Source organism: Saccharothrix sp. HUAS TT1, from assembly GCF_040744945.1.
Taxonomy (GTDB): Bacteria; Actinomycetota; Actinomycetes; order Mycobacteriales; family Pseudonocardiaceae; genus Actinosynnema.
Genome location: NZ_CP160453.1, coordinates 562,132 through 580,323, shown reverse-complemented (window position 1 = coordinate 580,323; position 18,192 = coordinate 562,132). Strand labels below are relative to the sequence as shown.

Genomic DNA, 18,192 nt, shown 5'->3' with positions numbered 1-18,192 from the left:
GCTACAGAGCCGGGACGAGCGGCGACACGGGCGCCTCGTCGGACGACACCGGCCCGCGCCGCGCCAGCCGGGCGATCAGCACCCAGTCCGCGACCGCGAGCACCGCGAACACGGCCGTGAACGCGATGAACGACACGAGCACCTGGTCCCGGCTGACGTGCGACATGGCGTCCCGCGTGGTCAGCACCCCCTGCACCAGCCACGGCTGCCGCCCGACCTCGCGGAACAGCCACCCGCCGATCGCCGCGACGAACGGCAGCGGGATGCCGACCACCATCAGGTAGAGCGGGAAGCGCAGCCGGATGACCCAGTCGCGGAACAGCAGCGGCACCGCCGCCCAGCTCACCAGCAGCAGCACGAACCCGATCTGGATCATGAACCCGAGGCCCGTGCCGTCCAGCGCGCCGACCGTGTCGAACTTGTCCGGCTGGTACTGCCGCACGATCGGGAACTGCCCGAACCCGAACCCGACCAGCGGCGGCGTGGCCAAAGCGGTCAGCACCACGCCCAGCCGCAGCGACCGGCGGAAGAAGTCGACCTCGGTGGTGCGCCGGAGGAAGTGGTAGGCGCTGACGCCGGTCAGGAACACGCCGCCGACGGTCAGCGACGCGAAGCACACGTGCAGGAACGCCGTGCCGAACGTCGGGTTGGTCAGCAGCGCGGAGAAGTCGACCAGCCGCAGCACGCCGTCGCGCGACTCGTGCCCGGCGGGGTTGTGCAGGAACGCGTTCGCCACCATGATCCAGAACGCCGAGGCGAACGCGGTCAGCGCGACCAGCCAGATCAGCGCCAGGTGCGCCCACTTGTTCAGCCGGTCCCAGCCGAAGATCCACAGGCCGAGGAACGTCGACTCCAGGAAGAACGCGACCAGCGTCTCCAGCGCCAGCGGCGCGCCGAACACGTCGCCCGCGAACGTCGACAGGCCCGACCAGTTCAGCCCGAACTGGAACTCCATGACGATGCCGGTCGCGATGCCGAGCGCGTAGTTCACCACGTAGAGCCGGCCCCAGAAGCGCGCCATCCGCGCGTGCACGGGGTCGGCGGAGAACGCCGCCCGGGTCTGCGCCACCGCCACCGCGGTCACCAGTCCGAGCGTGAGCAGCACGAACAGGAAGTGGAACGACGTGGTGGTGGCGAACTGGAGCCGGGCCAGTTCGAGAGCATCCATAGGTAGGCACATTATATGTAGTGCCGCTACGCAACATCGGGGATGTCCCGGATACCGACCCCCGTCCCGATCCGTAGAGTGGCTACCCATGAAGTCCGACGCGTTGCGGGGTCATCTCGACGCGCTCCTGCTGGCCACGCTCGACGGCGGCCAACTGCACGGCTACGCCATCATCGAGGCGTTGCAGCGGCGCAGCGGGGGAGCCCTCGACCTGCCCACCGGCACCGTCTACCCGGCCCTGCGCCGGCTGGAGACCGCCGGCCTGGTGGCCAGCGAGTGGAGCACCGTCGGCGGCCGGCAGCGCCGCACCTACCGGCTCACCAAGGCCGGTCAGCGCGCCCTGGCCGACGAGCGCACCGCGTGGCGCGAGTTCACCACCGCGATCGAGGGCGTGCTGGGGGGCGGGCCGTGGCCGGCGCAGGCGTGATCGACGACTACGTGGCCGCGCTGGACCGACGGCTGCGCGGCCCTGAGCCGGTCAAGGACGACCTGCTCGCCGAAGCGCGCGACAGCCTGCGCGACGCCGCCGCCGCGCACCGCGACGACGGGCTCACCGAGGAGGACGCGCAACGCCGCGCCGTCGCCGAGTTCGGCCCGGTCGCCGCCATCGCCCGCGAGTACCAGGGCCTGCTCGGCCTCGCCCACGGCGCCCGCACGCTGCGCTCGGTGCTGCTGGTCGTGCCGCTGGCCTACGTGATGTGGGAGCTGAACCGGCTGTTCTGGATCGGCTCCTGGGCCGACTTCGACGCGCCGCCGCCCGGCTGGTACCTCGCCGTCGCCCGGTTCAACGACTCCTCGGCGTGGTTCGCGGCGGGCGCCGCCGTGCTCGCGCTGCTGGCCGGGCGCCGGTTGGCGCGCACGTCGGTCAGCACGACCACCCTGGCCAGGGCGGCGGGCGTGGTCGCCGTCGGCGCGGTGGGCGTCACCCTGCTGGGCAACGTCGCCATCCTGGCCGCCACCGCCTACCTGGACGTGGCGCGGCTGCTCGCGTCGCCCCCGGTGATCGCGGCGACCGTCGTCTCGTTCGCCGTCGCGCTGAGGCTCGCCGTCCTGGCGCGGCGGTGTCTGGTGTTCTCGTCGGTGTGATCGGCCCGGCATGTGCCACGATCGTCCCGTGACCTCAGCGCTCATCTACATCGTCGTCATGGCGCTCGTCGCGGCTGTGGTGTTCCTGCTGGCCGCACTGGTGTTCGGGCGTGGCGAGGAGCTGGCGCCGCTGCCGCCCGGCGCGTCGCCGACCCGCCTGCCCGCCGACGACGTCACCCCGGAGGACGTGCGCGACCTGAAGTTCCAGCAGGTCCTGCGCGGTTACAAGATGACCGAGGTGGACTGGGCGCTGGACCGCCTGGCCGGCGAGGTCGAGCGGCTGCGCGGCCGGGTGGTCGAGCTGGAGGCCGAACTGGGCATCGACCCGTCGACCACCACCCGCCCCGCCCCCGAAGCCACCACCGAAGCCCCGCCCGGCACCGCCACCGCGCCCGGCACCGCCACCGCGCCCACGACCGGAACCGCGCCCGAGGCGGCGACCGGAACCGCCACCGCGCCCGCGACCGCCGCCGGAACCGCGACCGAGGCCGGGACCAAGACCCCGGCCGGCACCGAGCGGGAGCCCGAACGTGACCCGGCTTGACCTGCGCGTCCAGGTCGAAGCACCCGCCGCGACCACCTGGGCGGCGCTGACCGACTGGGCCAGGCAGGGCGAGTGGATGCTCGGCACCACCGTCCGCGTCACCAGCGGTGACGGGGTGAGCGAGGGCAGCGGGCTGTCCGCGTTCACCGGCGTCGGCCCCCTCGGCTTCACCGACACCATGCGCATCACCGCCTGGGAACCCCCGGTGCGCTGCGCCGTCGAGCACACCGGCAAGCTGGTGCGCGGCACCGGCGAGTTCGTGGTCGTCCCGCACGGCGACGACCGCAGCGAGCTGGTCTGGTCCGAGGACATCGCGCTGCCGCTCAACCTGGCCTTCGCGCCGGGCGTGCTGTGGTCGCTGCGCCGGTTCGCCGCCTTCGCCCGGGAGTACCCCCAGTGACCGACCTCGTCCGCTGCCCGTGGGGCGACAGCACCCCCGACTACGTCGACTACCACGACACCGAGTGGGGAGTGGAGCTGCGCGGCGAGTCGGCCATGTTCGAGCGGATGGCGCTGGAGTCGTTCCAGTCCGGCCTGTCCTGGATCACCATCCTGCGCAAGCGGGAGAACTTCCGGACCGCGTTCGCGGGCTTCGAGCCGAAGCTCGTCGCCGAGTTCGGCCCCGACGACTTCGACCGGCTGATGGCCGACGCGGGCATCGTCCGCAACCGGGCCAAGATCAACGCCACCATCGGCAACGCCCGCGCCGTCGCCGAGCTGGAGGTGCCGCTGGACGACCTGCTCTGGTCGTTCGCGCCCGAACGGCACGAACGACCCGCCACGATCGCCGACGTGCCCGCCGTCACCCCCGAGTCGAAGGCGATGGCCAAGGAGCTGAAGCGCCGCGGCTTCGTGTTCCTCGGCCCCACCACCTGCTACGCGCTGATGCAGGCCACGGGCATGGTCGACGACCACATCGCGACCTGCTTCCGCGCTACCGACCGGTGAACGTCGGCTTCCGCTTCGCCACGAACGCGGCCACCGCCTCCCGGTGGTCCGCCGTCGCGCCCGCCTCCGCCTGCGTTCGCGCCTCCACCTCCAGCGCCGCCGCCAGCTCACCGGAGAACGCCATCGCCTCCTTGATCTTGGCGTAGGCCGTGGTCGGCCCGGAGGCCAGCTCGCGGGCCAGCGCCTGCGCCGTCGACAGCACCTCGCCGTCCGGCACCACCTGGCCCACCAGGCCGATCCGCAGCGCCTCCGCCGCGCCCACCGGCTGCGCGAGCAGCATCATCTCCATCGCCCGGCCGTGCCCGATCAGCCGCGGCAGCGTCCACGACGCGCCCGAGTCCGCGGTCAGCCCCACGTTCGCGAACGCCATCAGGAACTTCGCGCCCTCCCCGGCGATCCGCAGGTCGCTCGCGAACGCCAGCGACGCCCCCGCGCCCGCCGCCATCCCGTTCACCGCCGCGATCACCGGCTTCGGCATCCCGACGATGGCCCTGACCAGCGGGTTGTAGTGGTCCTCCACGGTCCGCAGCGGCGCCGGGTCACCCGCCTCCAGCAGCGCGACGTGCTCCTTCAGGTCCTGACCCGCGCAGAACGCCCTCCCCGCGCCGGTGATGACCACCGCGCGCACGGCGTCGTCCGCTGCGGTCTCCACCACCGCCGCCAGCAGCCGCTCCTTCAACGCCACCGTGAACGAGTTGAACGACTCGGGCCGGTTCAGCGTGAAGGTGCGAACGCCGTCAGCGTCGTCGACGAGGAGTTCGGACACGGGTACCTCCGGATCAGTGGTGGGCGAGGGAGTCGTCGACGAACCGGGCCACCGCGGGCGCGAGGCGGTTCGTGTGCCGGTCGAAGAACCCGGCCGCGTCCGCGCCCGGCCAGTCGGCGGGCAGCAGCTCCCGCGGCAGCCCGGGATCGCGGAACAGGAACTTGCGCCAGGCGTGCAGGAACCGCTGCGAAGCCGCGAACGCCGCCGCGGGCGACGTACCGTCCACAGCGGACATCACCGGCTCCTGCTCGGCCACGAACCGCGCGTAGTCGCGACCCAGCGTCGCCAGGTCCCACGCCCGCGCCGCCAGCTCCGCCGGATCGCCCTCGTGCTCGCCGTGGAACGTGCTGCCCAGCACGCCCTCGCCCGCGAGCACGTCCGCCAGCTCCGGCGACGGCCGCGGTGCGATCCACGTCACCGGGCCGAGCGCCCCGTAGCCGAGCAGCTGGAGCGAGGAGGCCAGCCGCTCCCGCGCCTCCCGGGCGGGCAGCTCCTCCAGCACCACCACGTGCCACCGTCCGTCCCACGTGGACGGCCGGGTGCGGTAGATGCGGGCCGCGGCCTCGTCCAGCCGCCGTTCCGCGCGAGGTGTCATCGCGTAGCCGGGGCCGCCCGGCAGCCGGACGGGCTCCAGCCAGCCCTGCCGCACCGTCCGCGACACGGCGGTGCGCACGGCGGGCGCGGCGAAGTCCAGCGGCTCCAGCAACCGGACCAGCGCGGCGATCGTCGCCGCGCCACCCCGCTCGCGGAGGTGGCCGCCGTAGACGTCGAAGAGCGCGGAACGGGCTCGCACGAGATCCGAGTCTGTCAGGGGGACCCCGCGACACGCCACAGCGCCGTCAACGGTCACGACCAGGTGACGGTCGGCGGTCGGCGCGGAAGTCGTTGGGACACGGCCATCCTGGCCCTGATCTGCGGCTTGGTGAAGATCGCCAATCGGCCGCCGGCGGGCCGGAAAGATCGGTTCGGTTTCGCTGCCGAGTCCGCATAGGGGAGAATGGGCCGAGTATCCGGCCCTGGTCGGACGGGGAAGATGTTGACGGAGGGAGCACGCGATGGCGGCCATGAAGCCCCGGACCGGCGACGGTCCCCTCGAGGTGACCAAGGAGGGGCGCGGCATCGTGATGCGCGTTCCGCTCGAGGGTGGTGGGCGCCTCGTCGTCGAGATGTCGGCGGACGAGGCCAACGCCCTGGGCGACGCCCTCAAGGCAGCCGCCGGCTGACCGGCCGGACCGAGTAAGCGTCGAGGCCCCGGTTTCCACTGTGGAACCGGGGCATCGCTACGCCCGCACCCCCCACCTGCGGCTGGTCCGCCCGGTGTGACCTGACCCACCCCTCTCGTTGGAGGTTCCCGTGCGAGCACCCCTGCCCACCCCGCTGGTCGCCGTCGAGGTGGCCGACACCCTCCGGCGAGGTGTGCCCGCGGTGCTGGTGGCGTTCCCCGGCGAGCCGGTGCGGCTCGGGCCGGGTGGCGAGCAGGTGGACGACCTCGGCGAGGTGACCGGCCAGGCCGGCTCGACGTCCAGGCACGGGCGGACCTGGGTCGTCGGGGTCGGCGAGGGCGGGCCGGGCGACTGGCGCAAGGCCGGTGCGGCGCTGGTCCGGGCCCTGCACGCGGACGCGGAGAAGAGCGGCGGGACGACGTTCGACGTGCGGTTGCCGGCGGACGTGCCGGTGGCGGCGGTGGCGGCGTTCACGCTGGGTGCGGCGGTCGGCGGGTACCGGTTCAAGGTGACTGGGGAGGAGCCGCCGAAGCGGGTCAAGTCCCTGCGCCTGGTCGGCGCCCCGGGTTCGGCGGCTTCGGCGGCTTCGGTGGCCGATGCCGTGCGGAAGGCGAACGTGCTGGCAGCGGCGACGTCGCTGGGGCGTGACCTGGCCAACGCGCCGTCGAACGTGAAGGACCCGGCCTGGCTGGCCGCCGCGGCCGTGAAGGCGGCCCGCGACGTGCCGGGGCTGGAGGTGGCGGTCAGGGACGAGGGGTGGCTGGCCGAGCAGGGCTTCGGCGGCGTGCTGGCGGTCGGCGGCGGCTCGTCCCGCCCGCCCCGGTTCATCGAGCTGACCTGGCCCGGAACCGCTGCCGGCCGGCCACACCTGGTGCTGGTCGGCAAGGGGATCACGTTCGACACCGGCGGCATCTCGATCAAGCCCGCCGACGGCATGCACCTGATGCGCACCGACATGTCGGGTGGCGCGGCGGTCATCGCGGCCCTGGTCGGGATCGCGCGGCAGGGCCTGCCGGTCCGGGTGACCGGCCTGGTGCCGGCGGCCGAGAACCACGTGTCGGGCTCGGCGTACCGGCCGGGTGACGTGATCACCCACTACGGGGGCACGACCACCGAGGTGACCAACACGGACGCCGAGGGCAGGCTGGTCCTGGCCGACGCCCTGGCCTACGCCGTCCGCAACCTCGGGCCGGACGTGCTGGTCGACGTGGCGACCCTGACGGGGGCGATGAAGATCACCCTGGGCCTGCGGACCGGCGGCCTCTTCGCGACCTCGGACGACCTGGCCGGGCAGATCGCCGAGGCCGGCGCCCGGGTCGGGGAGTCCTGGTGGCGCATGCCGCTGCCGGCGGACCTGGTGGAGGACGTGCGGAGCGACATCGCGGACGTCCGCCAGTGCCCGCCGGGGCCGGGCGGGATCACGGCGGCGCTGTTCCTGCGGGAGTTCGTCGGTGACGTGCCGTGGGCGCACCTGGACATCGCCGGACCGGCGCGGGCTGATCGGGTGTACGACGAGGTGGTGGCCGGTGCGACGGGCTTCGCGGCCCGCACGTTGATCGAACTGGCTGACACGATCGGGTGATCATCGGCCGAATGTGTACGGAAACGCTGTTACGCCACCTCGGTTGAATCGAGGAACCGCAACCCCCAACCACCCCTCCAACCCCAGCCCACCTGACCCGGCCCGGCCCGCCTGACCCAGCCAGCCGGCGAACAGGGGAGTCGAGCGGACTACGCGACCGGCAGGCCGCAGGATCGGCGGGCTGCGGGGCCGGCGGGCTCGCGGGGCGTGCGGCCGGCGGGTCGGCGGGATCGGCGGGCTGTGCGGCCGGTGGGTCGCGGGGTCAGTGAGCCAGCGCGTGGTCGCGGAAAGCGCGCACGGCGGGCGGTAGTGGGGTGTCGGTCCGCCAGACCAGGGCGATCTCCCGCGCCGCGCGCGGCGTGAGGGGGATCTCCGGCAGGCCCGACGGCGACTCGGCGCGCGGCAGCAGGGCGACGCCCAGGCCGGCCGCCACCAAACCCCGGACGGTCTCCGTCTCCTGCCCCTCGAACGCCGGCACGGGCACGAAACCGGCCGCCGCGCACAGGTCGTCGGTGATCTGCCGCAGCCCGTACCCCGGCTCCAGCCCCACGAACTCCTCGCCCGCCAGCTCCGCCACCCGCACCGCCACCCGCACCGCCACCCGCACCGCCACCCGCACCGCCACCCGCACCGCCACCCGCACCGCCACCCGCACCGCCACCCGCACCGCCACCCGCACCGCCACCCGCACCGCCACCCGCACCGCCACCCGCACCGCCACCCGCACCGCCGCGCGCCCGTCCAGGCAGTGGCCCGGCGGGACGCCGAGGACCAGTTCCTCCTCCCGCACGCCGGCCGTCGCCGCGCACCGGCTTCAGAAGTCCAGCGGCACCTCGACCCCCGCCCCGCCGGCCACCCCGACCGTGCCCAGCTGCGGCACCGTCACCGTCCCCGCCGCCACCGAGAACGTCACCGCCCGCACGTCCTCCGGCACCTCGAACACGACCACCGCCGGGAACATGTCACCGCCGTAGCGCGCGCCGACCTGCTGCGCGGGCCGCCCGTCCGGCAGCGTGACGCTCGCCAGCCGCGCGGTGTGCCCGGCCCCGAGCGCGCTCGGCACCCCGTGCCCGACCATCCGCAGCTCCAGCAACGCCGTCCCGGGCGACGCCGTGGCCAGCTCGTACTGCCCCTGCTTCGACACCGGCCGCTGCCGCCCCAGCCGGGCGCGCACGACCTCCAGCGTCCCGGCGGCCGTGCCGACGGTCACCGGCGTCGACAGCGCCACCGACTCCGGTCCGGGCGCGCGCCGCAGCACCGCCGGCGCCTCGCCGACGACCTGCCCGGACGGCACCTCGACCCGCTGTTGCAGCGACTTCGTCCCCACCGTGTCGAGCACCAGCGCCTCCGGGCCGCCGGCCGCCGGCACCGTGTAGACGATCAGCGCCGACCCGTCGTCCGGCAGCCGGTCGGCGGGCAGCCGGTGCCGCCGGCCCGGCACGTCCAGCGCCAGCTCCGGCCGCTGCGGCAGCCAGCCGCGCCACGGCGTCTGCCCGAACGCGGAGTCGACCTCGCTGTGCCGCGTCACCCGCACCCGCAGCACCCGCAGCGCGACCCCGTGCTCGGCCCGCAGCTCGCCCTCGGCGGTCGGCCACGACGTCGGCGACGCGTACCCGGTGGCGTGCACTTCGAGCTGGTCGTCGCGCACCATCGCGAACGCCGGGTCGAGCACCTGCCCGTCGTCGGGCAGCACGGCGAGGAAGTCGGGCCCGGCCGCGCCGACGCCCTGGTCGGCCTCGGTCTCCCGGCCGTCGGTGCGCACCAGCTTCCCCACCGGTGTGCTGCGGGCGCCCTGCGCGGGCACCTGCGGCGGCTGCACCTCCAACCGGACGCCGGGGCCGTCGTGCCCGACCTCCTTCAACGGCACCGGCACCCAGTCGGTGGTCGCCGCGGTGCCGGGCACCTGCACGGGGCCGCACCACAGCCGGGTGTCGATCTCGAACGCCTCGCCGGTCCGGGCGAACCAGCAGCTCACCGCGTCCCGACCGGTCCGGGCGACGTACCCGAACGACAACGTGTAGCTCAGCTCGGCCTCGGCCCGCGACTGCAGGCCGGGCGCGTCCAGCACCGCCTTCCCCCCGATGGTCAACCTGACCTGCTCCGCGCTGAACGCGGGCGTGGCACACCCACCGGCCACCAGCGCGAGCAGGAGCACAAGCCACCGCATGCAACCCCCACCCAGTAGTCGCCCTACTGGTTAAAGGCGGTCGTCGTGCCGAGGCGTTGCATCACGTTCGAGTGGCGACCGTCACAGTGCGGCGCCGAACGATCACCTGACGCTGTTCAGCGCCGTCTCGTACACGGCCACCGTCTGCTCGGCGACCGTCGCCCACGAGAACTCCTCGACGGCCCGCTGCCGCCCCGCCGCGCCGAACGCCGCTGCCCGCTCCGGGTCGCCCAGCACCTCGTTGACGGCGTCGGCCAGCGCCACCCGGTACGCCTCGACGTCCTTCTCGTCGTAGTGCACCAGCAGCCCGGTGCGGCCGTGGTCGACCACCTCGGGGATGCCGCCGACGTCGGAGGCCACCACGGCCGTGCCGCACGCCATCGCCTCCAGGTTCACGATGCCGAGCGGCTCGTACACCGATGGGCACACGAACACCGTCGACCGGCTCAGGATCTGCCGCACCTCGGCCGGCTGGAGCATCTGCTGGATCCAGAACACCCCCGGCCGCGACGCCGCCAGCTCCGCCACCGCCAGCCGCGTCTCCTCGGCGATCTCCGGCGTGTCCGGGGCGCCCGCGCACAGTACGACCTGCGCGTCCGGCGAGATCCGGTGCGCGGCGGCGACCAGGTGGCCGACGCCCTTCTGCCGGGTGATCCGCCCCACGAACGTCGCGATCGGCCGGTGCGGGTCGATCCCGTGCCTGGTCAGCGCGTCGGTCTCGGTGACGGGGTGGTACGCGGTGGTGTCGATGCCGTTGCGGACCACGTGCACCCGCGCCGGGTCCAGCGAGGGGTAGCAGTCGAGCACGTCGGCCCGCATGCCCTCGCTGACCGCGATCACCGCGTCCGCCGCCTCGTACGCCGTCCGCTCCACCCAGGAGGAGATCCGGTAGCCGCCGCCGAGCTGCTCGGCCTTCCACGGCCGGCGCGGCTCCAGCGAGTGCGCGGTCACCACGTGCGGCACGCCGTGCAGCAGTTTGGCCAGGTGACCGGCCATGTTCGCGTACCAGGTGTGGGAGTGCGCGAGCTGCACGTCACCCAGCGCGGCGGCCATCTCCAGGTCGACCGACAGCGTGGCCAGGGCGGCGTTCGCCTGCTCCAGGCCGTGCGCCGGGTTGTGCGCCCTGGCGTCCGCGCGCGGTCCGCCGAAGGCGTGCACGTCCACGTCCACCAGTTCGCGCAACCTCGGCACGAGGAAACCCACGTGAACCCCGGCTCCGCCGTAGACCTCCGGCGGGTACTCCCTTGTCAGCAGTCCAATTCGCACGGGCTCACCGTAACCCCGAGGTCGGGGGCAGCCGGGTGAACGAGTGGAGTTTGCGTTACTTCGCCGTTGGTGGGCCGGTGCTCACCCGGTTAGGGTCGTTGCTGTGAAAGGGCAACCGCACGTTCTAGGAATTGTCCTCGCCGGTGGCGAAGGCAAACGGTTGTGGCCGTTGACCGCCGACCGGGCAAAGCCGGCGGTGCCCTTCGGCGGTAACTACCGGCTGGTGGACTTCGTCCTGTCCAACCTGGTGAACGCGGGTTTCGTCAAGCTCTGCGTGCTCACCCAGTACAAATCCCATTCCCTGGACCGGCACATCTCGACGACCTGGCGCCTGTCCAATGTGCTCGGCCAGTACGTCACGCCGGTGCCGGCGCAGCAGCGGCTCGGGCCGCGCTGGTACACCGGCAGCGCCGACGCCATCTTCCAGTCGCTGAACCTGGTCAACGACGAGAAGCCGGAGCACGTGATCATCTTCGGCGCCGACCACGTCTACCGGATGGACCCGGGCCAGATGGTGGAGCAGCACGTGGCGGCCGGCGCGGGCGTGACCGTCGCCGGCATCCGGGTGCCGCGGGCCGAGGCCAAGGCGTTCGGCTGCATCGACTCCGACGAGACCGGGCTGATCACCCGGTTCCTGGAGAAGCCGTCCGAGCCGCCGCACGTGCCGGGCGACCCCGAGGTCACCTTCGCGTCGATGGGCAACTACGTGTTCACCACGGAGGCGCTGATCGAGGCGTTGCGCGCGGACGCCGCCAACCCCGACTCCGACCACGACATGGGCGGCGACATCATCCCGATGCTCGTCGACCAGGGGCAGGCGCACGTCTACGACTTCGCCGACAACAAGGTGCCGGGCGAGACCGACCGCGACCGCGGCTACTGGCGCGACGTGGGGACCATCGACGCCTACTACGAGGCGCACATGGACCTGGTGTCGGTGCGGCCGGTGTTCAACCTCTACAACCAGGCGTGGCCGATCCGGACCGCGACCCCGCCGCTGCCGCCGGCGAAGTTCATCGCGGGCGGCAGCGCCGAGGACTCGATGGTGGGGCCGGGTTCGATCATCTCCGGCACCGTCCACGGGTCGGTGATCAGCTCGGACGTGATCGTGGAGTCCGGGTCGGTGGTGCAGGGCAGCGTGCTGCTGCCCGGCGTGCGGATCGGGCGCGGCGCGGTCGTGCGGCGGGCGATCCTGGACAAGAACGTCGTGGTGCCCGACGGCGCGCTGATCGGCGTCGACCCGGCGACGGACCGGCAGCGCTACACCGTGTCGGCCGCGGGTGTGACGGTGCTCGGCAAGGGCGTCACGGCTCACTGAAAGCCCTGGTGACGAGGGTCGGGGACCTCGGTCCCCGACCCCTCAGCCCGCCTTGGCGGCCACCAGCAGGCCGTCGCCCAGCGGCAGGATCACCGGCACCAGGCGGTCGTCCTCCCGCACCGCCCGGGCCACGTCCCGCATCGCGGTCGTGTCCGGGTCCCGGTGGGACGGGTCGACCACCCGCCCGTGCCACAGCACGTTGTCGAACGCGATCACCCCGCCGGGGCGCAGCAGCCGCACGCCCTCCGCCAGGTACCGCGGGTACTCGGACTTCGCCGCGTCCACGAACACCAGGTCGTACGCGCCGTCGGTCAACCGGGGCAGCACCTCCAGCGCCCGGCCCATGATGAGCCTGGTCCGCGACACCGCGATCCCCGCCTCGGCGAACGCCACCCGCGCCGCCCGCTGGTGCTCCGGCTCCACGTCGATCGAGGTCAGCACCCCCGCCGCGGGCATCCCGCCGAGCAGGTACAGCGCGCCGACCCCGGCGCCGGTGCCGATCTCCACCACGGCCCTGGCCTGCAGCGCCGCGGCGAGGAACCGCAGCGCCGCCCCGCCGCCGGACCCGATCGGCACGCACCCCAACTCGGCGCCACGAGCCCGGGCGGCCTTGATCACCGCGTCCTCGGGCAGGTAGCGCTCCACGTACTCGCGCGTCGGCGCATCCACAGCACGAAGGCTAACGCCGCCGACGGCGGTTCGGGCGAATCCCGCCGCATCCGGAGCGCGACCGACCGCGCCCCGGGGCGCAACCCGCCGAATCCCGGATTCTCAGCGTGCTCTCAGCCGCCTCTCACGATGGTTATAAGGGAGGACGTCACTCTGGTCTCAACGCTTGACGAGCTTGATCAACGGGAACACGTGGGGAGACCCGGGCGTTGACCCGTGCAGCAGGGCAGCCAGCCCACTGGAGGTGCTTAACCGCCCGATGCCAAAGCAGCCGACCGCCGCACTGACGGCGCCCATCGACGACGTGGAGTGGATCCCGCCCACGTGGGACGAAGTCGTGCGCGAGCACGCCGACCGGGTGTACCGGCTGGCCTACCGCTTGACCGGCAACCAGCACGACGCCGAGGACCTGACCCAGGAGACCTTCATCCGGGTGTTCCGCTCCCTCGCGTCCTACAAGCCCGGCACCTTCGAGGGCTGGCTGCACCGCATCACCACCAACCTGTTCCTCGACATGGCCCGCCGCCGCTCGCGCGTGCGGATGGAGGCCCTGCCCGAGGAGACCGACCGCATCCCCGGCGACGACCCGACCCCCGAAGAGGTCTACGACGACACGCACCTGGACCCGGAGCTGCAGGCCGCGCTGGACGAGCTGCCGCCCGAGTTCCGCGCCGCCGTGGTGCTCTGCGACGTGGAGGGTCTCTCCTACGAGGAGATCGGCGCCACCCTCGGCGTCAAACTGGGTACCGTGAGGAGCAGGATCCACCGGGGCCGCCAGGCCCTGAGGGTCGCACTGGAACGCCGTCGGGGTCTCGCCCAGGAGGACTCTGCATGACCGACCTGCGAGGTTGGCAACTGCCCGAGCAGCACCTGCTGCCCGACGCGGTCGTCGCCTTCGTCGACGGCGAGCTGTCCGCGTCGGCGCACGGCCGGGCGTCCGCGCACCTCGCGCGCTGCCCGTTCTGCGCGGCCGAGGCGTACTCGCAGCAGCAGGCGCGCTCCGCCGTGCGCGCCGCCGACGCGCCCTGCGCGCCCGCGAGCCTGCTGGCCAGGCTCGGCGCGATCCCGCAGGAGGTCGAGCTGCCCAGCGCGCCGGACGGCCTCGCGGTCACCGAGGACGGCCAGCTCGTCACCGTGCAGCGACCCGACCGGGCCGCGTTCGGCAGCGGTCCCGTGCTGGGGTCCAGCCGCCCTTTCGGCACCGGCGGCGCAAGCCGCTTCGGCGGTAAGCGGGCCAGGCAGGGCGCCGGCGTCGTCGTCTCCGGCCTCATGCTCGGCGCCCTCGCCCTCGTCGCGCCCGGCGGCGACGACCCCGCGCCGCGCCCCGCGCAGGGCAACACCCCGCAGCCCACGCCCGCCGTCGCGCCGTCGCTGACCGACGCGCCGCACGACCGGATGGACGTGCTCCAGCCCGTGTCCGACACCCGCCTGGGTCGCTGACCGGCCCGCTGACGGCAACTTCACCGGTGGCCGGGCACGATTGCCCCGCGACGACCATGGTGTGACGACGTGCGGGGAGCGATGAGCGAGCCAGAGCAGGGCAACGGGACCCCCAGGTCGGGTGTTGACGACGGGGCGCACCGCAGGCTCGCACCCCGTCCGCTGAACCGCCCGCCCGTCGACCCCGGCCAGCAGGCCGTGTTCGGCCGGCCGCGGGGCGTGGCGGGCGCGTTCTCCGCCGACCGGCCCGATCTCGACGGCAACGGCTCCGTCCGGTACGCCCCACCGCCGCCGGAGGCGTTGACGACGGCGTTCGGCCGGCCGCGGGGCGACGCCGGGACCAAACTCCAGCGCCCGCCGGTCGACGCGAACGGCGAGCCGGAGGTGGAGCCCGTCTTCTGGGAGGGCAGGCCCGCGGGCGACGCGTGGCGCGACCCGGGCGCGTCGGCCGTCATCGGCCCGCCCGCCGTCACCGAGCAGCCCGAGGCCGACCCGGAGCCCGCGCCGCGGCCGGGTCCCCAGCTCAGCGTCCCGGAGCTGCTGTTCGGCCGGCGCGTCAAGCCGATGGGCCTGGTGCTGCTGATGGTGGCGGCGCTCGTGGTCGGCGCGGGCGGCGGCGTGGTCGGCTGGCTGCTCGGCCGGGCCGGCAACCCGCTCACCGACGGCGGCGTCACGCTCGCCGAGGTCAAGGCGGCGAAGGAGCGCCCCGTCGGCTCCGTCGCCGAGATCGCGGGCCGGGTCACGCCCAGCGTCGTGTCGATCGAGTTCAAGGGCGCGAACGTGGCGGGCGTCGGCTCCGGCGTGGTCATCGACGGCGAGGGGTACGTGCTGACCAACGACCACGTGGTCGCCCCGGCGGTGCAGGACACGTCGGCGAAGCTGACCGTGGTCTTCACCGACGGCAAGCGCGCCGCGGCGGAGGTCGTCGGCCGGGACTCCAAGACCGACCTCGCGGTGATCAAGGTCGCGGTGGACAACCCGACCGTGCTGCAGTTCGGGAACTCCGACGAGCTGGCCGTCGGCGACACGGTGCTGGCCATCGGCTCGCCGCTGTCGCTGTCGAACACCGTGACGGAGGGCATCGTCAGCGCCCTGCACCGGCCGGTGACGGCGGCGGGCGAGAACGGCGGGCCGCAGGTCACCTACGACGCGATCCAGACCGACGCGGCCATCAACCCGGGCAACTCGGGCGGCGCGCTGGTCGACTCGTCCGGCGCGCTGGTCGGCATCAACTCGTCGATCCGCACCGAGACGGGCGGCTCGGTCGGGCTCGGGTTCGCCATCTCCGGCAACTACGCGCGCAAGGTGTCGCAGGCGCTGATCCGCGACGGCCAGGTCAAGCACGCGGACATGAACATCAACGTGCGGTCGGCGTCGGCGGAGACGGCGGAGGGCGCGCAGGTGCAGAACGTCCCCGACGGCGGCGCGGCCGACGCGGCGGGCATCGAGGAGGGTGACGTGATCACCCGGGTCGGTGACCGGGTGGTGCGCAACGCCGCCGAGCTGACGGTCGCGGTGAGGGACCGTGAAATCGGCGAGACGGTGCCGGTCGTGCTGGCCAGGCAGGGCCGCGAGCTGACCGTGCAGGTGACTTTGAGGTCCGACTGACGGCTAGGCTGGCGGTCAGGGGCCGGGGCGCGGAAGGTGGGGCACGCGGGTGTTCGACAGCATCGGGTGGCTTGAAATCCTCGTCATCGTGGTGGCGGGGCTGTTCATCCTCGGTCCGGAACGACTGCCCTCGGCGGCGGCCTGGGTCGGCAAGACCATCCGCCAGGTCCGCGAGTACGCGACCGGCGCGCGGGACCAGCTGAAGCAGGAGATGGGCCCGGAGTTCGAGCAGCTGCGCAAGCCGCTGGAGGACCTGCGGGAGCTGCGCAACTTCGACCCGAAGCGCGCGATCACGAAGCACCTGTGGGACGACGACCCGGCGGAGAAGCCGAACGGCCACCCGGCGGTCCCGCCGGCCCGCGACGCGGTCAGCCGGGACCGCCCCCTGCAGCAGGGCGAGCGCCCGCCGTACGACCCCGACGCCACCTGACCCGTCCCGCCGCCCGACCCGTCCCGCCGCGCCCCCGTTGGGGTGAACGTCGCGGCCGGTCGTTGTGCGGGAGCCGCCGCCCGGCCACGTTGAGCGCGGAGGTGGCGCATGGAGGGACCCTGGACCAGGACCGGGGCGCTCGCGGGTGTGGGGGCCTTCCTGGTGGGCGTGCTGGCGCTGGTGGTCGCGGTGCTGGCCTGGACGCTCCCGCGGCAGCCCGCCGCGTCGCAGTCGACCGGGTCGTCCACCGACCGGCTCGACGTGCGCGTCCCGCCGTCGTCCTACGACGTCACGGCCTCGTGGTGGCACAACCACGGGCCCATCTACGAGGCCGACAGCGGGCTGCACTCCGACTACGGGGTGACCCACGCCCACGCCTACGGCAACGCCGTCGGTCGCTTCGTGTACCGGGTGACCCTCGGCGAGTTCGCCGGCGAGCGGGTCGAGCTGGGGGCCCGCCTGTCCGCCGACACCCACGGCTACCACGACCCCGAGAACCGGCACACGGACGTCACGGTGATCGTGAACGGCGTGCGGCTGCCGGTCCGGAGCGTGGCGCCCGACGACGGGCGCGGCACGCGCTACCGGTGGTGGTTCGACGCCTCGGTGCTCCGACGCGGCCAGAACACCGTCGAGTTCGCCGTCGAGGAGAGCGCGGCGCTGCCCAACGGCCTGGCGATCTACGGCGCGGCGATCGCCGCCGGCGAAGCCGACGAGCACATCACGCTCCGCAGCGAGTAGGGCTCCGGCGCCCCGCCGTCAGCGGCCGGCGGGGGAGACGCTCAGCAGGCGGCCGGCCAGGCCGCGGGAGCGGGTGGAGAGCTTGCCGGCCACGGCCGTCAGCGACTGCCCCGCCACCGAGTCCGGGTGGGTCAGGACGATCGGGGTGCCCGCGTCGCCCTGCTCGCGCAGCCGCGGGTCGAGGGGGACCTGGCCCAGCAGCGGCACGTCGGCGCCGACGGCCTGGGTCAGGGAGTCGGCGACGGCCTGGCCGCCGCCCGAGCCGAACACGTCCATCCGGGTGCCGTCCGGCAGCTCCAGCCACGACATGTTCTCGATGACGCCGGCGATGCGCTGGCGGGTCTGCAGCGCGATCGAACCGGCCCGCTCGGCCACCTCGGCCGCCGCCTGCTGCGGGGTCGTCACGACCAGGATCTCGGCGTTCGGCACCAGCTGCGCGACCGAGATGGCGATGTCGCCGGTGCCCGGCGGCAGGTCCAGCAGCAGCACGTCCAGGTCGCCCCAGAACACGTCGGCCAGGAACTGCTGCAACGCCCGGTGCAGCATGGGCCCGCGCCACACCACCGGGGTGTTGCCCGGCGTGAACATGCCGATCGAGATGAGCTTCACGCCGTGCGACTGCGGCGGCATGATCATCTTCTCCACCTGGGTCGGCCTGGCCTCCGTGCCCAGCATGCGCGGGATGGAGTGGCCGTAGATGTCGGCGTCCACGACGCCGACCGACAGGCCGCGCGCGGCCATCGCGACGGCCAGGTTCACCGTCACCGACGACTTGCCGACCCCGCCCTTGCCGGACGCCACGCAGTACACCCTGGTCAGCGAGCCGGGCTGGGCGAACGGGATCACCGGCTCCTCGACGCCGCCGCGCAGCGACTTGCGCAGGTCGGTGCGCTGGGCGTCGCTCATCACGTCCAGCTCGACCCGGACGCCGGTCACGCCGCCCAGCGCCGACACCGCGGCCGTCACGTCGGCGGTGATCTTGTCGCGCAGCGGGCAGCCGGCCACGGTGAGGTACACCGCCACGTCGACCACCCCGTCGTCACCGACCACGACGCCCTTGACCATGCCCAGGTCGGTGATGGGACGCCGGATCTCCGGGTCCTGCACACCGGCCAACGCCTTCTGCACGTCGTCAACGGAGGGAAGAGTCACGGGAACGCCTTCGGGAGAGGTGGTGGGACCGCCATGCTACGGCGGGCCGTGCACCTCCAAGCTACCGGTTGGTCACCCCCGATC

The 18,192-nt window shown here is 73.6% G+C and carries 19 protein-coding genes and 2 pseudogenes; 13 read left to right on the top strand and 8 right to left on the bottom strand.

Annotated elements, in window-relative coordinates; all coding sequences use genetic code 11:
- Nucleotide 1 precedes the first annotated feature (1 nt).
- Complete coding sequence (locus AB0F89_RS02840) at nucleotides 2-1,168, bottom strand: cytochrome ubiquinol oxidase subunit I (protein ID WP_367132241.1); 1,167 nt, start codon at nucleotides 1,166-1,168, stop codon at nucleotides 2-4.
- Nucleotides 1,169-1,256: 88 nt separating this feature from the next.
- Between AB0F89_RS02840 and AB0F89_RS02835 the strand changes: the two genes are divergently transcribed.
- The 5 genes and pseudogenes from AB0F89_RS02835 to AB0F89_RS02815 all read left to right on the top strand — a co-directional run bounded on the left by AB0F89_RS02835 (nucleotide 1,257) and on the right by AB0F89_RS02815 (nucleotide 3,746).
- On the top strand, nucleotides 1,257-1,595 hold the full coding sequence (locus AB0F89_RS02835; protein ID WP_367132239.1) for a PadR family transcriptional regulator: 339 nt from the start codon (nucleotides 1,257-1,259) through the stop codon (nucleotides 1,593-1,595).
- Complete coding sequence (locus AB0F89_RS02830) at nucleotides 1,577-2,254, top strand: permease prefix domain 1-containing protein (RefSeq protein WP_367132237.1); 678 nt, start codon at nucleotides 1,577-1,579, stop codon at nucleotides 2,252-2,254. The genes AB0F89_RS02835 and AB0F89_RS02830 overlap by 19 nt, the downstream gene beginning before the upstream one ends.
- Before the next feature lie 28 nt (nucleotides 2,255-2,282).
- Nucleotides 2,283-2,561 (top strand): annotated as a pseudogene (locus tag AB0F89_RS02825) (DivIVA domain-containing protein); the annotation flags it as partial.
- A 223-nt stretch (nucleotides 2,562-2,784) separates the two neighbouring features.
- Complete coding sequence (locus AB0F89_RS02820; protein ID WP_367132235.1) at nucleotides 2,785-3,198, top strand: SRPBCC family protein; 414 nt, start codon at nucleotides 2,785-2,787, stop codon at nucleotides 3,196-3,198.
- On the top strand, nucleotides 3,195-3,746 hold the full coding sequence (locus AB0F89_RS02815) for a DNA-3-methyladenine glycosylase I (protein ID WP_367132233.1): 552 nt from the start codon (nucleotides 3,195-3,197) through the stop codon (nucleotides 3,744-3,746). The genes AB0F89_RS02820 and AB0F89_RS02815 overlap by 4 nt, the downstream gene beginning before the upstream one ends.
- On the opposite strand, the gene AB0F89_RS02810 is transcribed toward AB0F89_RS02815, so the two are convergent.
- The gene (locus AB0F89_RS02810) at nucleotides 3,733-4,512 is read right to left on the bottom strand and encodes an enoyl-CoA hydratase-related protein (RefSeq protein WP_367132231.1); all 780 of its coding nucleotides are present in this window, start codon (nucleotides 4,510-4,512) and stop codon (nucleotides 3,733-3,735) included. The two genes, AB0F89_RS02815 and AB0F89_RS02810, sit on opposite strands and share 14 nt — an antisense overlap.
- 13 nt (nucleotides 4,513-4,525) lie before the next feature.
- Nucleotides 4,526-5,305: a PaaX family transcriptional regulator C-terminal domain-containing protein gene (locus AB0F89_RS02805; protein ID WP_367132229.1), complete on the bottom strand. Its 780-nt coding sequence runs from the start codon at nucleotides 5,303-5,305 to the stop codon at nucleotides 4,526-4,528.
- A gap of 262 nt (nucleotides 5,306-5,567) precedes the next feature.
- Here AB0F89_RS02805 and AB0F89_RS02800 point away from each other — a divergent pair, with 262 nt between their 5' ends.
- Together AB0F89_RS02800 and AB0F89_RS02795 are read left to right on the top strand one after the other, a co-directional pair.
- Entirely contained in the window at nucleotides 5,568-5,735 is a 168-nt protein-coding gene (locus AB0F89_RS02800) for a DUF3117 domain-containing protein (RefSeq protein ID WP_012783412.1), read from the top strand.
- A gap of 130 nt (nucleotides 5,736-5,865) precedes the next feature.
- Entirely contained in the window at nucleotides 5,866-7,317 is a 1,452-nt protein-coding gene (locus AB0F89_RS02795) for a M17 family metallopeptidase (protein WP_367132226.1), read from the top strand.
- Between the two features lie 274 nt (nucleotides 7,318-7,591).
- On the opposite strand, the pseudogene AB0F89_RS02790 reads toward AB0F89_RS02795, so the two are convergent.
- The 3 genes and pseudogenes from AB0F89_RS02790 to glgA form a co-directional block, all read right to left on the bottom strand.
- Nucleotides 7,592-7,921: pseudogene (locus tag AB0F89_RS02790) on the bottom strand (LysR substrate-binding domain-containing protein); the annotation flags it as partial.
- A gap of 210 nt (nucleotides 7,922-8,131) precedes the next feature.
- Complete coding sequence (locus AB0F89_RS02785; RefSeq protein ID WP_367132224.1) at nucleotides 8,132-9,484, bottom strand: hypothetical protein; 1,353 nt, start codon at nucleotides 9,482-9,484, stop codon at nucleotides 8,132-8,134.
- 102 nt (nucleotides 9,485-9,586) lie between these two features.
- Nucleotides 9,587-10,750, bottom strand: coding sequence for a glycogen synthase (gene glgA, locus AB0F89_RS02780; protein ID WP_367132222.1), 1,164 nt, complete (start codon nucleotides 10,748-10,750; stop codon nucleotides 9,587-9,589).
- Nucleotides 10,751-10,853: 103 nt separating this feature from the next.
- Here glgA and glgC point away from each other — a divergent pair, with 103 nt between their 5' ends.
- Nucleotides 10,854-12,068 (top strand): glucose-1-phosphate adenylyltransferase, encoded by a 1,215-nt coding sequence (glgC, locus tag AB0F89_RS02775; RefSeq protein WP_367132220.1) that lies wholly within the window; start codon nucleotides 10,854-10,856, stop codon nucleotides 12,066-12,068.
- Nucleotides 12,069-12,110: 42 nt separating this feature from the next.
- On the opposite strand, the gene AB0F89_RS02770 is transcribed toward glgC, so the two are convergent.
- On the bottom strand, nucleotides 12,111-12,737 hold the full coding sequence (locus AB0F89_RS02770; RefSeq protein ID WP_367132218.1) for an O-methyltransferase: 627 nt from the start codon (nucleotides 12,735-12,737) through the stop codon (nucleotides 12,111-12,113).
- A 259-nt stretch (nucleotides 12,738-12,996) separates the two neighbouring features.
- Between AB0F89_RS02770 and sigE the strand changes: the two genes are divergently transcribed.
- The 5 genes from sigE (at nucleotide 12,997) to AB0F89_RS02745 (ending at nucleotide 16,956) form a co-directional block, all read left to right on the top strand.
- A complete protein-coding gene (gene sigE / locus AB0F89_RS02765; RefSeq protein ID WP_367132216.1) occupies nucleotides 12,997-13,572 on the top strand; it encodes an RNA polymerase sigma factor SigE in 576 nt (191 codons plus the stop codon).
- On the top strand, nucleotides 13,569-14,177 hold the full coding sequence (locus AB0F89_RS02760; protein ID WP_367132214.1) for an anti-sigma factor: 609 nt from the start codon (nucleotides 13,569-13,571) through the stop codon (nucleotides 14,175-14,177). The genes sigE and AB0F89_RS02760 overlap by 4 nt, the downstream gene beginning before the upstream one ends.
- Nucleotides 14,178-14,258: 81 nt before the next feature.
- Nucleotides 14,259-15,785 carry a trypsin-like peptidase domain-containing protein gene (locus tag AB0F89_RS02755; protein WP_367132212.1) on the top strand — a complete coding sequence of 509 codons (1,527 nt, stop codon included), beginning with the start codon at nucleotides 14,259-14,261 and terminating at the stop codon, nucleotides 15,783-15,785.
- A 49-nt stretch (nucleotides 15,786-15,834) separates the two neighbouring features.
- Complete coding sequence (locus tag AB0F89_RS02750) at nucleotides 15,835-16,215, top strand: sec-independent translocase (RefSeq protein ID WP_367132210.1); 381 nt, start codon at nucleotides 15,835-15,837, stop codon at nucleotides 16,213-16,215.
- A gap of 108 nt (nucleotides 16,216-16,323) precedes the next feature.
- The gene (locus AB0F89_RS02745) at nucleotides 16,324-16,956 is read left to right on the top strand and encodes a hypothetical protein (protein WP_367132208.1); all 633 of its coding nucleotides are present in this window, start codon (nucleotides 16,324-16,326) and stop codon (nucleotides 16,954-16,956) included.
- Nucleotides 16,957-16,974: 18 nt separating this feature from the next.
- Here the strand turns inward: AB0F89_RS02745 and AB0F89_RS02740 are convergent, their stop codons facing one another.
- Nucleotides 16,975-18,108 carry a P-loop NTPase gene (locus tag AB0F89_RS02740; RefSeq protein ID WP_367132206.1) on the bottom strand — a complete coding sequence of 378 codons (1,134 nt, stop codon included), beginning with the start codon at nucleotides 18,106-18,108 and terminating at the stop codon, nucleotides 16,975-16,977.
- Nucleotides 18,109-18,192: the final 84 nt, after the last annotated feature.

Bases quoted from the DNA above. Each gene is read 5' to 3' on its own strand.
- AB0F89_RS02840 (WP_367132241.1), bottom strand. From the start codon at position 1,168: ATGGATGCTCTCGAACTGGCCCGGCTCCAGTTCGCCACCACCACGTCG.
- AB0F89_RS02835 (WP_367132239.1), top strand. From the start codon at position 1,257: ATGAAGTCCGACGCGTTGCGGGGTCATCTCGACGCGCTCCTGCTGGCC.
- AB0F89_RS02800 (WP_012783412.1), top strand. From the start codon at position 5,568: ATGGCGGCCATGAAGCCCCGGACCGGCGACGGTCCCCTCGAGGTGACC.
- AB0F89_RS02785 (WP_367132224.1), bottom strand. From the start codon at position 9,484: ATGCGGTGGCTTGTGCTCCTGCTCGCGCTGGTGGCCGGTGGGTGTGCC.
- sigE (WP_367132216.1), top strand. From the start codon at position 12,997: ATGCCAAAGCAGCCGACCGCCGCACTGACGGCGCCCATCGACGACGTG.
- AB0F89_RS02760 (WP_367132214.1), top strand. From the start codon at position 13,569: ATGACCGACCTGCGAGGTTGGCAACTGCCCGAGCAGCACCTGCTGCCC.
- AB0F89_RS02755 (WP_367132212.1), top strand. From the start codon at position 14,259: ATGAGCGAGCCAGAGCAGGGCAACGGGACCCCCAGGTCGGGTGTTGAC.
- AB0F89_RS02745 (WP_367132208.1), top strand. From the start codon at position 16,324: ATGGAGGGACCCTGGACCAGGACCGGGGCGCTCGCGGGTGTGGGGGCC.